Here is a 13,124-nt window from a genome sequence, read left to right as displayed (position 1 = left end):
ACAACACCAAACTTCCAGCGCTCGCATACAAAAGCGGACAATCCACAGAAATCAGATGCGGCTCCGTACGTAGTTAGAAACAAAGCCGCGGCGGAAAACGTAACGAAACAAAATACGAAACGCTTCGAACATCGGCGCGAATGAAGATTCAAAACAAAACCCGCGACCAAAACGGCACAAAACTGAAGACAAAACGAAGAAACAAAAATGAAAACGCAGTTAAAACAATTACGAAACCAAACCCGCGACGAAAAAAAATAAGACCACAGTCGCGGCGCGCATACTTCGTGCTCTTTTTGTTTTGCGTTGCACCGCGCTCGCCCGTGACGACACCATATTGCTCTTCTCGTGCGAGATCCCGTGGCTGCGGTTGCGCGGCCGTTTGGAACAAACGTCCATCTCGCTCCCTCTTACATTTCCTGCGTGAGCGGGCCGCAGGGCGCGAAGCGTCCTCGAAGAGGACGAGCGGGAATCCGCGAGCCCGGAGTCACGCGACTCGGAGCCGCCGGAATATTCCAAAAAATGAATGTAGTTTGGCCGACCACCGGCGGCTCCGAGACACGCCCCGCCGATTCAGTTTGAATCGATTCGATATATTTTTCCGGTGCCGAAGTCGGCCAGATAGAGATTTCCATTCGTATCTTTTCCAAACGTAGAGATCAGGAGCGGCCATTTACCCAAACTATAAACTTCTTTGGCTTGATTTCCTTCGGCTTCGGGTAAATCAAGAGCCCAGAGTCTTCCCGATACGAAATCCGCGAACACGTATTTGCCGCTCAGTGAGCGTATTTTTTTTCCCTGATAGACATACCCGCCTGTGATCGATTGTCCTTCTTCTCTTCCGTATTCGTAAATCGGATCTTGAAGTCCCTGTGAGTTGCAATGATTCTTCGGCTCGAAACAATGGGTCGCTTCCTTGACGTTCCATCCGTAATTTTTACCTTTTTCTACAAGATTCACTTCTTCCCAAAGGTCCTGTCCCACGTCGGCAACGATCAATCTTCCCTTCGGATCAAAACCGTATCTCCAAGGATTTCTAAATCCGTATGCGAACGTTTCGGGAGCACAACACGGATCGTTTACGAAAGGATTGTCATTAGGAATCGTATATCCTTTTCCGCTTTCTGTCTGATTCACATCGATTCGCAACATACTTCCCAAAAACGTTTTCGGATTTTGTCCGTTCTTTTTCGGATCATCCTTCCAGCCCCCGTCTCCCCAACCGATATACAGATATCCATCCGGTCCGAAAGCGAGCTGTCCCGCATTGTGATTCGGATACGGTTGTGTCACTTCCATCACGATCCGTTCCGATCCGATTTTGGAATTCGGTATGTCTTGAGGAGAAAAAACGATCCACTCCGAAACCCGGCTCGTATCCTTTCCGTTTACTTTGGTCACATAGTTTACGTATACCTTTCCGTTTTTCGCGAAGTCGGGATGAAATGCGGTTCCCAACAACCCTTGTTCGGCCTCGGACAATACATTCAAAGTTAATAATGTTCCGGTTTCGTTTTTTCGAACCTTTCCCCAGCGAAGTTTTCCCTTTTGTTCCGTAACTAGAAAAATTTCCGATTCCCCCGGAGGAAATTGAATGTCGGTAGGTTGATTGAATCCAGCCGAAACCTCGGTAAGAGAAACGGAGATTCGTTTTTTAGTCTCGTCCTTACCCGCAAAAATCGGCTTTAAGGAATTCGTATCTCCTTCCGCTTTGTAGGAATCGGGCGCTCCGAGCACTTCTACAAGCGTCTTTTGAATCCACTCACATCCGCTCGCGGCAAAAAACGTATAACAGAGAAAAACGGTGACAGAAAGTAGTTTGGGTATTGAATTTACGGAACGGGTATGGGGAATTTTTACGAAAGACATAAAGCCCATTCACACGACTTTTTTTCAAGTTCGTCAAATAGAATCCGAGCGCGTTTTCGCAAATTTGCGAAAACGCGCTGCTACAGGTGAGGTGATACCGGTGCAGCCGATTCTCACAAAATATACTGACTCAAATCCTTGTCTTGGATCACTCCTTGCAAACGGTTCAAAACGTAACTTCCGTCGATCGTGATTTTTTTTTCGGACTCGGGAAGGTCCGGTCCTTCGAAACTCACCTCTTCCAGTAAACGCTCCAGAATCGTATTGAGCCTCCGCGCGCCTATGTTTTCCTGTTTTTCGTTCACCTCGAACGCAATGCGCGCGATTTCTCGGATCCCATCCGTCGTGAATTCGATTCGAATTCCATCCGTCGCCAATAGGGCTTCGTACTGTCTTGTCAGAGAAGAACGAGGTGCCGTAAGAATTCTTTCAAAATCCTCTCTGGAAAGTTTTTCCAATTCGACACGAATCGGAAATCGACCCTGTAGTTCGGGAATCAGATCGGAAGGTTTGGACATATGAAACGCACCCGCCGCGATGAACAAGATATGATCCGTACGAACGGGACCGATCTTCGTATTCACGGTCGCCCCTTCTACGATGGGAAGCAAATCCCTCTGCACACCTTCCCGGGAAACGTCCGCCCCGGATTTACTTTCCCGGCCCGCGATCTTATCGATCTCGTCCAAAAAAATGATTCCCATCTCTTCCACCCTACGAAGCGCTTCTCTCTGCACTTTGTCAGGATCCAACAGTTTTTCCGCTTCGGCTTCTTCTAGGGTTTTGAGCGCTTCCGGAATTTTGAGTTTTCTCTTTTTGTTTTTTTTGGGAAGCATATCCCCTAAGACGTTCTGCAACTGATTGTCCAAATCTTCGAAATTCCCCGCTCCGAAAACCTGCAACATAGGAATCTGGGAATTGGCGGGATTCGGCAGATCCAATTCCACTTCCTGATCGTCCAGTTTTCCGTTCTTCAATTTTTTTCTCATAAACTCTCTCGTTTCGAGAAAATGGTTTTTTCGTTCCTCTTCATCGGGAAGCGGAGACGTAGCAAAACCCGCGATCGGTCCTCCGGGTTGGGATTTGGATTCTCCCGGAAACGGCAATAAGATATCTAGAAGGGTTTCCTCCGCTTTTTGTTTTGCGGTTTCCTGCACCTTAGAACGGAATTCCTGTTTTACGAGGTTCATCGAGAGGATCGCTAGGTCGCGGATCATCGATTCCACGTCTCGGCCCACATAACCTACTTCGGTGTATTTCGTCGCTTCCACTTTGAGAAACGGCGCTCCGCAAAGTTTGGAAAGTCTCCGCGCGATTTCGGTTTTTCCGACTCCGGTAGGTCCGATCATGATGATGTTTTTCGGATAAATCTCCTCTCTCATCTCGGGTTCCAATTTTTTTCTGCGGGTCCTGTTTCTCAAAGCTACGGCGACCGCTTTTTTGGCGTTCTTTTGTCCGATGATATGTTCGTCCAATTTGGCGACGATTTCACTCGGGGTAAGTTCCTCTTCGGATGTGAGTTCTAATTCCTGATTTTTCCAATGGTCGGTCATGTTCGTTTCTTTATAGGATTTCTTCAATGGTGATATGATCGTTCGTATAAATGCAGATATCGGCGGCGATTTTCATCGAGGATTCCACGATCCGTCTCGCACTCAACTCCGTATGATCGTATAACGCGCGTGCTGCGGCCAACGCATAGTTTCCTCCGGATCCGATCGCTATCACACCTTCATCCGGAGAAATCACGTCTCCGGTTCCGGAGATCAAAAAGGATTCTTCTTTATCGGCGACGATCAACAGCGCTTCCAACCTTCGTAACATTCTGTCGGTTCTCCATTCCCGGGCGAGTTCCACCGCGCTTCTGGATAAACTTCCTCCGAACTCCTGCACTTTCTTTTCGAATAACTCGAATAAGGTGAACGCATCCGCCGCCGAACCCGCAAACCCGGAAAGGATTTTGCCGTCGTATAACCTGCGGATTTTTTTGGCGGAATTTTTCATGACGGTGTTTCCCATGGAAACCTGGCCGTCGCCTCCGATGGCGACGGTTCCGTTTTTTCGTACGCAGAGAATTGTAGTGGATCGAATTTTATTTTCTGGCATGGGGATGAGCCTTTCTATAGACCTCTTTGATTTTTTCCTTACTTACGCTCAGATAAATCTGAGTCGTAGAAAGGGAGGAATGACCGAGTAATTCCTGAACCGCACGGATATCGGCTCCCGCGTCGAGCAGATCGGTCGCAAACGTATGTCTGAACTTATGGGGAGTGATGGTTTTTTCCCAGCCCATTTTTTTTCTTCTTTCATTCAAAATATAACGAACGCCCCGGGTCGTCAGTTTCTTTCCTTTTTGATTGAGAAAAATTTCCTCCGCATCCGGGAACAATTCGTTTCTACGATCCAGATACGTTTGTAAAGACTGGACTGCTTCTTTTCCGAAATACACGTATCTTTCCTTTTGCCCCTTACCGAGCACTTTTAGAATCGTGAGGTCCTTGGAGATCGCGGAAAGTTTCGCGTTTACCAACTCGAACACGCGTAACCCGGAAGAATACAAAACTTCGATCATAGCCTTATCGCGGATTTCCAGAATTTCGGAGGCGGTTTCGGTTTCGAAATCCAAAATCTCCTCGGTTTCGCCGATCCTGAAATTTTTGGGAATCTCTCTGCGCACCCTAGGAAAACTGATTTGAAGTGCGGGGTTGGAAGCGACCAAATTTTCCCGAAGGAGAACCTTATAAAAAGTGCGTAAGGAGGAAAGTTTTCTGCTTTGTGACCTGCGATCGAGTCCGTTGTTCTTCGCCAAAAAGGCGAAATAGGATCGTATGTCCACGGCTTCGATCTGTAGAATATCGAGTTGCTCCCTTTGGCAGAATTCGAAAAAAAATTTCAAATCGATGCTGTACGCGTTCAGGGTGTTTTGAGAATAATTTTTTTCGATCCGCAAATACGTCAGGAATTTTTCCGCGGCGTTGTTTTGGGATTCCGATCGGAATTTAGGAAGTTGGAATGGATAGTCGCCCAATGAATTTCTCCGTATGATTTCGGCAAGAACGCTTTCGTCCTTCGACGATCGATTCTTCTTACTGAGTATCGGAGACTTTTCGAAATTCGTTTTTTCTTTCTCGGATCCAATCCGAGATTTTTTGTTCGCAGGCCCGGACCAAGGCCGGAATTTTTTCCCGTTCGTCCGGGTTAAAATTGGAAAGTACATGATGAGGAACCTCCGCGACATCCGAAGGTTTTCCCACTCCGAAACGAAGTCTGAAAAAAGAGTTGTTCCCCAGTTTTTCGACGATATCCCGTAGGCCGTTGTGACCCGCGTGCCCCCCGCCCCCTTTTAATTTCAATTTTCCGAATTCGAAATCGATTTCGTCGTGAATTACCAAAACGTTTTCGGTAGGAATTCCGTTTTTTTTGGCGATTTCGGCCACTGCTTTTCCGGAGAGATTCATGAATTCCAGAGGTTTAAGATAAAACAGGGTCAAACCTTCCTCGTCCGTACGGGCTAAGGAATATTTGGAATTGGTTTGGTAGGACCCGGAATGGGATTCCAAGAACGAATCCAGAATCACGAAACCGATATTGTGTCGGTTGTGCGCGTATTTTTGTCCCGGATTTCCGACGCCGACTAACAGTAGTTTTAGGTTTGCCATGGTTGTAGAATTTGATTCAGCATTTTTTCGGTGGCCTGCACCGCTGCGATCGTCTGGTCGGGATGAACCCCCATCGTTTTGAACGTTTGTCCTTCGTCTCCGTCCGCGGACTTATTCCAAGTGATCCTGGTTTCCACGAGTGCGTCCGTTTTTCCGCCGGGAGGAATTCTCACCTCGTAATCGATCAACTTAGGAATGGAAATGCCTACGCGGTTGGTCACCTTCGTCAGAGCGTTCATAAACGCGTCGTAACCCCCGTCTCCTTCCGAGATTTCCTGATACAACTTGCCTTGGTATTCGATTTCAATTTGTGCGTGGGGTCTGATTCCGATCCCGGAATGGATATTGCAGGCTTTGATCTCGATCACCTTTTCTCCCGTTCTTCCGGAAACGTCCGCGATGATAAACGGAAGATCTTCCGGAGTCACGAGTTTATTCTGGTCTCCGAGTTCGATCACTCGTTCCAGTACTTTCTGAAGAACGACGTCGCTCAAAACCATTCCGAGTTGTTTTACGTTTTCCGAAATACTCGCTTTCCCGGCGAGTTTGCCTAACGCGTAACTTCTTTTTCTTCCGAAACGTTCCGGCAAAATCGGATTCGCATACAGATTTCCTTTTTTATCTCCGTCCGCGTGGACTCCCGCTGTTTGGGTGAACACGTCTTCTCCAACGATGGGTCGATTGGCGGAGATCCGTTTTCCGCTGAATACTTCGACCAGCCGGCTCGCTTCGGTGATCGAAAGTTCGTTGACCTTCGTCCTAAATTCCGTTTTGTCGTGGATCGCGGTCACCAACGCTTCGAGGGGAGTATTGCCCGCTCTTTCTCCGAGACCGTTGACGGAAGCGTGTACACCTTTGACTCCGGCGCGTATCGCCTCCAAACTGTTCGCCACGGAAAGATCATAGTCGTTGTGACCGTGGAATTCGAAATGAAGCTGCGGAAATTTTTGTACGAGTTCGTCCACCCCTCGATACGTTTCCGAAGGGGAAAGGACGCCTAACGTGTCGGGAAGAAAGATCCGCTCTATATTTTCGTTACTCAGATGAGCCACGAGCGAATTTACGTAATCGGGACTGTTTCTGAATCCGTTGGACCAATCCTCCAGATACACATTTACGCGCAGGCCGTTTTTTCTCGCATAATCGATCGTAAACGAAACGTCTTTGAAAAATTCTTCGGGGGTTTTACCGAGCTGTTTTTCCAAATGATGTAAGGAACCCTTGGTCAGGAGGTTGAGCACTTTGGCTCCCGCGTTCCGAATCCAATCCACGGTCCGATTGCCGTCCACGAATCCCAAAAGTTCGATGCGATCCGAGAGGGATTCCGTGTCCGCCCATTCGATGATTTTTTGAACGGTTTCGAGTTCGCCTTTGGAAACCCGGGCCGAGGCGATTTCCACCCGATCGACGTCGAGTTTTTGGAGAAGGAACTTTGCTATATTCAATTTTTCGGAAGTGGAAAAACTGACTCCTCTGGTTTGTTCTCCGTCCCTCAGAGTTACGTCCAAGATTTCGACTTTCGCGGCCGTTTTTGTCATTTGAGATACCTTCTCAGAGTTTCCTTATCAGGACCTAAAACTTCGACTAAGGTGGAACCCGGATTGGAAATTCCGAACTGCGAATAGTCCACTTCCTTCAGAAAGTCGTGTGTTCGAATCGTGTCCGCCGCCAATTTTTTCAGAACCCCTTCTCCGATCCCGTGTACGATTTCTATCAGAGTTTCTCCGGCGAGAAATGCGTCTTGGATTTCCCGGTCCAATTTTTGTTTCGCTTCTTCGAACCTCAGCTTTCGGATATAAATCGTTTTCGCTCCGGAATAACCGGCTCTGGTCGAGTTTTTTTTCATACGATCCGAAATCTCATCGATACGTACCAGTGTTTTTTCGTACTCGAGTACAGAAAACAAAGAATTTCATTTTTTATGCTTTCACTCTCCGAGCGATTCGGTACAATTTTCCATCCTATCCCAAAAAAACAGAGGCAGGTTCGCACCCTTGAGCGAAGAATCAGGTTCCAAAACGGAAAACGCAAAGTTAGTGGATAAAAAAAGAATCGCGATCTGCGGAGGAACGCTCGGTCGGGAGAATCGTTATTATATTCGCGGACAAGTGGTCGATGCGGGAATTACCGAAGAAATGAGGGACGATTCTCGTTGGGATCTTTTGACCGGTCTGTTCGAAGGACAGGAAACGTCGATCACCCCGGTTTTGGATTACGGTTTGGAACCGGTTCGCAAACCGATTTTAATCGCTGAAATTTGGGACGAGGCGGGAAACCTATTGCATCAATCTCCGGAGATCAAAGGTGACGAAGGCGGATTTTTTTTCCACGAATTCACCAAACCGCTTCTTCCGGGGAAATACGTTTTTCATATCCACTTTCGCCGCTTGGATTCGTATCGACAATTTACCAAGGACATAGCCTATCTCAATCAAAAAGGAAAAAGCGAAATCTCCGGTCAATCCCTGATCGGAAAAGGTAAACTCCGAATTCTTCCCGAAAATTTTTCCGGATACGTGACCACGTCGGATATCGATCAGACCTACTTAGCGACGGACATCCATTCCAACAAAGGAAAACTTTCCACGTTATTCGAAACACCGGAACAGAAATTGCCGCTTCCGGGGATGCCCGCTTTGTATCGGGAGATCCGCTCCGCGACCGACGATTCCCCTCTTTGTTTTATCTCCGCAAGTCCGCACTTTTTCCGAAGGACCTTGTTGTCCACGATCCGAAATCATTCCATCGTCACGGAATCGCTTCACTTAAAATATCTGGAAGGAACGATTAAGGGGATCGTGGAAAAATTCTGGGACTCCGTAACTCATCCGACGAAGTTCATCACGGACGGTCTGTTGGGTTCGATGGAAAGGATTCGTAAATTCGCGGGAGCTTCGTTTCAAAGCCTATTCGATCAGATGAGTTACAAGTTGACCATTCTACTACGCGATAGATTGTATCTGCCTACGAACGCAAAAGAAATTCTCATCGGAGACAATACGGAAAGCGATTATCTCATCTTTCTTTTGTATCAATACGTTCTGTCCGGAAAAATGTCCGGACGAGAGTTGGAAGATTATCTGTACAAACTCAATTTTTTGGGAAGGGACGCGATCACAAGAGACGCCGCCAAAACGATTCGCGAGCTCGGAGAAGAAAACCGGAACATACACGGCGATCTCAACTCCGTCGTATTGGTTCTCATCAACAAAACTTCTCACGGCCCGGACGAAGAGGAAATGCACTGGAACGTACAAAGCGCTCTTCCCGCGGGAATCGATCCGTTCAAACAGGAAGGGATTCATCCGTATATTCTTACGGAAGGCGCCCCCGGATTTGCGGTGGTCTTACAGGATCACGGAATTTTAGATACGTCCGCTGTTTTTCGTATCGTAGCGGAAATGGCGGGAGAATGGATGGAAGGTAAAGTCGTGGACGCGGACGCGTTGATGGAATGGATCCGGAACCTGTCCCTGCCCGGAGATTATCAACAGGAAAAGGACCTGATCCTGGAAGGATTAAAAAAGGCCCTGAACAAGGAAGAAATAACCTAGGTTTTAAGAAAGGTTCCCTTCCGTTCGTTTGCGTCTCCGTATAAAAAAGTAAACGATCGCACCGGCGACCATCAGTCCGAATATGACTTTATTATAAATTTCTAAAAAACCAAGCACCGCTTCCCAATGCGAACCGAGGTAAAAACCGGAGCCGATCAAAATTCCGCACCAAAGAAACACGGCGACCCCGAACAGGCCGAAAAAAAGAAAGGGATTCATCTTCACCATTCCCGCCACGATGGAAACGAAAAATCGAATTCCCGCTGAAAAACGGCTGAACAGAACGACAGCGATTGCGTTTCTGCGAAACCAGGAAAACGTCCTTTCGATCGAATCCTCGTCGTACAGGGAATCCTTAAACGGAAATTCCTTGGCGCGCACCCAATTCAAAAAGTGATGTCCGAAACGATACATCGTCCAAGCGCCCGTAAGATTTCCGAACAAGGTACTCGTACCCAGGGCCCACCAACCGAAGGAATTCGGATTCCGAGCCACCAAAAATCCCCCGAACACGGTGACCGTGTCCCCCGGCCAAGGCGGAAACACGTTTTCTGCGAAGTTGGAGAACGCGAAAAAGAGCCAAAGAAAAATTGGATCGGTTTCGGAAAACCGGTTTAGGATTTGGATCAGAGTTTCCTGAAAAGTCATGAAGATGAATAAAAAGAATTGTCAGTGATCCAGCATAGGGTTCAAGTAAAAAAAGTGAACCAACTACGTTTCTCAAGTTTCTATCGATTTCGAAAAAAAACGGATCGTTCCGTTGTGAAGTATTTCGCCTCGGCCTCGCTTTCGGTGCGGATCGCGACTTTTGTCTCCCTTTTTTGGATCGGGGTCGGTGCGTTCGATTCCCTGTCGGCGGATTCCGGAATCAAAACGGAATTGTATCGTTATAATAAATTGACCCTTCAATATCATCCGGTGCGTAATCCGAGATCCCTTCCGATCGAATTCGTTCCGGAAGGTTCCGAACTTTTGTACTCTACCGAATTGAAATCGGAGCGAGGATATTTCGATACCCGGGAATCCTTCCTTTTGTTTACGCATTCGTTTCAAAAAAAACAGATGGAAGTCTATTATACTTCCATCTTTCAATCCCTTTTTTGGAGAGTATTACAAGAGGAAAACGAGGACCACAAAACGGTGATTATGGCGGAAAGCCAAAATAAAAAAGTGGTGACGATTCAGATCGAAGCGACTCCCGAAGGCAGTCGCGTAAAACTTTTCTATAAAAAATCGGGAAATTAAAACGATGTTGGAACCGTTACACGTAAATCCCGAACCGGGGAAATATACCTTTCTCATCTTTTTCTCCGTGTTGTTCGTCTTTGCATTGGGAGTTTTTTTTCTCGTATTCCGGCCTTATCTCTATTCTTCCTTGATGGCGTTGATCTTGTATCTGGCAACGAGAAGACAATACAAACTTCTCAAGGGATATTTAGGAGAAAGGTTTCAATGGCTCGTTCCTTGGGTTATGATCACCCTGGTTTCCATGATCGTGTTGATTCCTTCCTACTTCGTAATCCGTACCCTGATCCAGGAAGCCTTGTCGATCCTGTTTAAATTGAGAATTTCGTTAAGCGAAGACAAGGTCGTAGAAACGTTGATGAACTTCGCGATGCTCACGGATTTCATCACCGACAACGAATTTTTTTGGGTGAAGGTCCCGGAGATCTACGGAGAATTCGCCGAAAATTACGTGGATATCCTAAACCTGGATAGTATCTACGGAATTTTGAGCAACGCCTCCTCCTTCATTTTGGGAAACATAGAACTTCCCACCGGCATTTTGATGAATCTGTTTTTCGCCCTTTTGGTTCTGTTCTTTTTGTATCAGGACGGGAAAAAAGTGGAACGTTTCATTCTGGACAATCTTCCTTTTTCGCGCCAACTCGAGGAACAGGTGGGACGTAAGGTGACCCTCGCCGTACAGACGGTCATTCGGGGGAATCTAATCATATCGATTTTGCAGGGCGCCGCGGTTTATATTCTTCTTTTGATCGCGGGAATATCGAGTCCGTTTTTATACGCCAGTCTCGCGGCTTTTTTTTCCATCATTCCCGTCGTGGGGACCTCCGTAGTCTGGCTTCCGATCGGATTGTACATACTGTTTTTGGAGAACAATCCCATGATGGCCTTGTTTTTTATGGGCTCCGGGTTGTTCTTTTATCTCGCGCTCGAAAATTTCCTAAAACCGAGAATGCTCGATAAAAAACTACAGGTGCATCCGCTTCTGATTTTTTTGTCCCTCATCGGAGGAATCAAGGAATTCGGAATCATGGGATTGGTGGTAGGGCCGGTCGCCGTAACGTTAGTCGTCATTCTTTGGGATTTTTGGAAATTGTATCGAAGGGAACTCCTTTTGAATAAGGGGCACCGCTAATTGGAAGAATCCAAACCGTTCTCCGTAGGCGAGATCACGAAGGTCATCAAAGGACTGATCTCCGGGTCTCCGGATTTGAAAAACGTCTGGGTGCGCGGAGAAATTTCCAATTACAGCAGACCCAATTCCGGTCATATCTATTTTTCCCTAAAGGACGAAACCTCTCTCATACGTTGTACGTTTTTCAACTATTCCAATAAGAATTATACCGGCAAACCGCTCTCCGACGGAAAGGAGATCCAGGTTTACGGATCGGTCACCCTGTACGAAGCGGGAGGATCTTACAATCTCAACGTAAGCAAAGTAGAAGAGCTCGGACAAGGGGATATCCTACTTCGTATCGAACGTCTCAAACAGAAACTAACTGCGGAAGGAATATTTGATCCCGAAAAAAAAAGGAGAATTCCTTCCTTTCCGAAAACCTTGGGAATCGCCACATCTCCTTCCGGAGCCGCAATCGAAGACATCATCAAAATCGCGAGATCGAGATATCCAGGAATCAACATCCTCATCGCACCCTGCGTCGTGCAGGGAGAGGACGCGCCCGCGTCCATAACAGCGGCGATCGAAGAGCTCAATCGCCCTGAGTGGAACGTGGACGTGATCATCGCTGGGCGTGGAGGAGGAAGTTTCGAGGATCTGATGGCTTATAACGACGAATCTGTGGTGCGGGCTTACGCGAATTCGAAAGTGCCGATTATCTCCGCGGTAGGGCATCAGACGGACGTTTTGTTGACGGATTTCGCGGCCGACTTTGCCACTCCTACCCCGACCGCAGCCGCGGAACACGCCGTACCGAAGGAAGAGGATATTCTACAATTTCTTTCCCAATTGGAGGGAAGGTTACGAACCTCCCTTTCGGCCAGGGTTTCTTCCAGCAAGGACCGGCTTCGTCTGGTTTCCGGAAAATTCATCTTTAGGGAACCGATGCAACTTCTCAATCAGAGAAGTCAGCGCCTGGACGAGATAGGAACCAGGTTGCAAAAGGCGGTTTCCAATAAACTGAATCTCGCTCTCGTGCGACTGGAACGTTACGAAACGCTTTCATCAAAAATTCATAATATTCTAAATTATAAAAAACAAAAGGCTGAATTCTGGCTTTCTAAGGTCGAGGATCTTTCCCCGGTCGCGACGATGAAACGCGGTTACTCCATCGTTAGAAACCAAAAAGGTGAAATAATACGATCCCCGAAAGAAACCGAACCGGAAGAAGAATTACAGGTTTTGTTATCCGGCGGAACGATACAAGTGGTCAGAAAAGGAAATTAATACGATGGCAGAATCAAAAACTAAAATCTCATTCGAAGAAGCACTGATGGAACTCGAACAGATCGCGGAAAAACTGGAACGTCAGGATTTCAGTCTGGAGGAATCCTTAAAAGCGTACGAACGAGGAATGGAATTAAAAAAGATCTGTCAGGGAATATTGGATTCCGCGGAAGGAAAGATCGAGGCCTTGACCAAAGACGAAACCAATAAAACGGTGAAAACCGGATTCAAAGGAGGAGAATCCAAATCGGAAACGAAATCCTCAGCGTCCGCCGCCTCCACCGCTTCCGCAAAGTCTTCCGAAGAAGAGGATTTGTTCTAATCACACCACAACGTCTCGAAACGATTCCGATTTGAAATTTCGTTCTGGAATTTCCTTCCGCAAACCGATCT

14 protein-coding genes are annotated in these 13,124 nt (G+C 47.2%); 5 read left to right on the top strand and 9 right to left on the bottom strand.

Going from position 1 to position 13,124, the window contains the following annotated elements; all coding sequences use genetic code 11:
- Positions 1-148 precede the first annotated feature (148 nt).
- The 8 genes from EHQ17_RS07795 to EHQ17_RS07760 all read right to left on the bottom strand — a co-directional run bounded on the left by EHQ17_RS07795 (position 149) and on the right by EHQ17_RS07760 (position 7,374).
- Positions 149-391, bottom strand: coding sequence for a hypothetical protein (locus EHQ17_RS07795; protein WP_135736168.1), 243 nt, complete (start codon positions 389-391; stop codon positions 149-151).
- 182 nt (positions 392-573) lie between these two features.
- The gene (locus tag EHQ17_RS07790; protein ID WP_246057448.1) at positions 574-1,869 is read right to left on the bottom strand and encodes a PQQ-dependent sugar dehydrogenase; all 1,296 of its coding nucleotides are present in this window, start codon (positions 1,867-1,869) and stop codon (positions 574-576) included.
- A 113-nt stretch (positions 1,870-1,982) separates the two neighbouring features.
- On the bottom strand, positions 1,983-3,422 hold the full coding sequence (hslU, locus tag EHQ17_RS07785) for an ATP-dependent protease ATPase subunit HslU (protein WP_135594240.1): 1,440 nt from the start codon (positions 3,420-3,422) through the stop codon (positions 1,983-1,985).
- A gap of 10 nt (positions 3,423-3,432) precedes the next feature.
- Positions 3,433-3,975 (bottom strand): ATP-dependent protease subunit HslV, encoded by a 543-nt coding sequence (hslV, locus tag EHQ17_RS07780; RefSeq protein ID WP_135594238.1) that lies wholly within the window; start codon positions 3,973-3,975, stop codon positions 3,433-3,435.
- Positions 3,962-4,897, bottom strand: a complete 936-nt coding sequence (gene xerC / locus EHQ17_RS07775; protein WP_135594236.1) for a tyrosine recombinase XerC — start codon at positions 4,895-4,897, stop codon at positions 3,962-3,964. The genes hslV and xerC overlap by 14 nt, the downstream gene beginning before the upstream one ends.
- A 58-nt stretch (positions 4,898-4,955) precedes the next feature.
- Positions 4,956-5,528: an aminoacyl-tRNA hydrolase gene (pth, locus tag EHQ17_RS07770; RefSeq protein WP_135594234.1), complete on the bottom strand. Its 573-nt coding sequence runs from the start codon at positions 5,526-5,528 to the stop codon at positions 4,956-4,958.
- Complete coding sequence (gene cimA, locus EHQ17_RS07765) at positions 5,516-7,066, bottom strand: (R)-citramalate synthase CimA (protein WP_135594232.1); 1,551 nt, start codon at positions 7,064-7,066, stop codon at positions 5,516-5,518. Before cimA ends, pth begins: the two co-directional genes overlap by 13 nt.
- Complete coding sequence (locus EHQ17_RS07760; protein ID WP_135594230.1) at positions 7,063-7,374, bottom strand: Smr/MutS family protein; 312 nt, start codon at positions 7,372-7,374, stop codon at positions 7,063-7,065. Before EHQ17_RS07760 ends, cimA begins: the two co-directional genes overlap by 4 nt.
- Positions 7,375-7,522: 148 nt before the next feature.
- On the opposite strand from EHQ17_RS07760, the gene EHQ17_RS07755 reads away from it, so the two are divergent.
- Entirely contained in the window at positions 7,523-9,082 is a 1,560-nt protein-coding gene (locus EHQ17_RS07755) for a phosphatase domain-containing protein (protein ID WP_135594228.1), read from the top strand.
- Between the two features lie 3 nt (positions 9,083-9,085).
- On the opposite strand, the gene EHQ17_RS07750 is transcribed toward EHQ17_RS07755, so the two are convergent.
- Positions 9,086-9,730: a DedA family protein gene (locus tag EHQ17_RS07750; RefSeq protein ID WP_135594226.1), complete on the bottom strand. Its 645-nt coding sequence runs from the start codon at positions 9,728-9,730 to the stop codon at positions 9,086-9,088.
- Between the two features lie 114 nt (positions 9,731-9,844).
- Between EHQ17_RS07750 and EHQ17_RS07745 the strand changes: the two genes are divergently transcribed.
- Genes EHQ17_RS07745 through EHQ17_RS07730 form a run of 4 tightly spaced genes read left to right on the top strand, consistent with a single transcriptional unit; the run spans position 9,845 to position 13,053 of the window.
- The gene (locus tag EHQ17_RS07745) at positions 9,845-10,327 is read left to right on the top strand and encodes a hypothetical protein (RefSeq protein ID WP_425460685.1); all 483 of its coding nucleotides are present in this window, start codon (positions 9,845-9,847) and stop codon (positions 10,325-10,327) included.
- Positions 10,328-10,331: 4 nt separating this feature from the next.
- Complete coding sequence (locus tag EHQ17_RS07740) at positions 10,332-11,462, top strand: AI-2E family transporter (protein WP_135594224.1); 1,131 nt, start codon at positions 10,332-10,334, stop codon at positions 11,460-11,462.
- Positions 11,463-12,731 carry an exodeoxyribonuclease VII large subunit gene (xseA, locus tag EHQ17_RS07735; RefSeq protein WP_135594222.1) on the top strand — a complete coding sequence of 423 codons (1,269 nt, stop codon included), beginning with the start codon at positions 11,463-11,465 and terminating at the stop codon, positions 12,729-12,731.
- 4 nt (positions 12,732-12,735) lie between these two features.
- Positions 12,736-13,053 carry an exodeoxyribonuclease VII small subunit gene (locus tag EHQ17_RS07730; protein ID WP_135594220.1) on the top strand — a complete coding sequence of 106 codons (318 nt, stop codon included), beginning with the start codon at positions 12,736-12,738 and terminating at the stop codon, positions 13,051-13,053.
- Positions 13,054-13,124: the final 71 nt, after the last annotated feature.

This window comes from Leptospira gomenensis, assembly GCF_004770155.1.
In the GTDB taxonomy this organism is placed as follows: Bacteria; Spirochaetota; Leptospiria; order Leptospirales; family Leptospiraceae; genus Leptospira; species Leptospira gomenensis.
The sequence above is the reverse complement of the archived record's forward strand: the minus strand, read 5'-3'. Positions and strand labels throughout refer to the sequence as shown.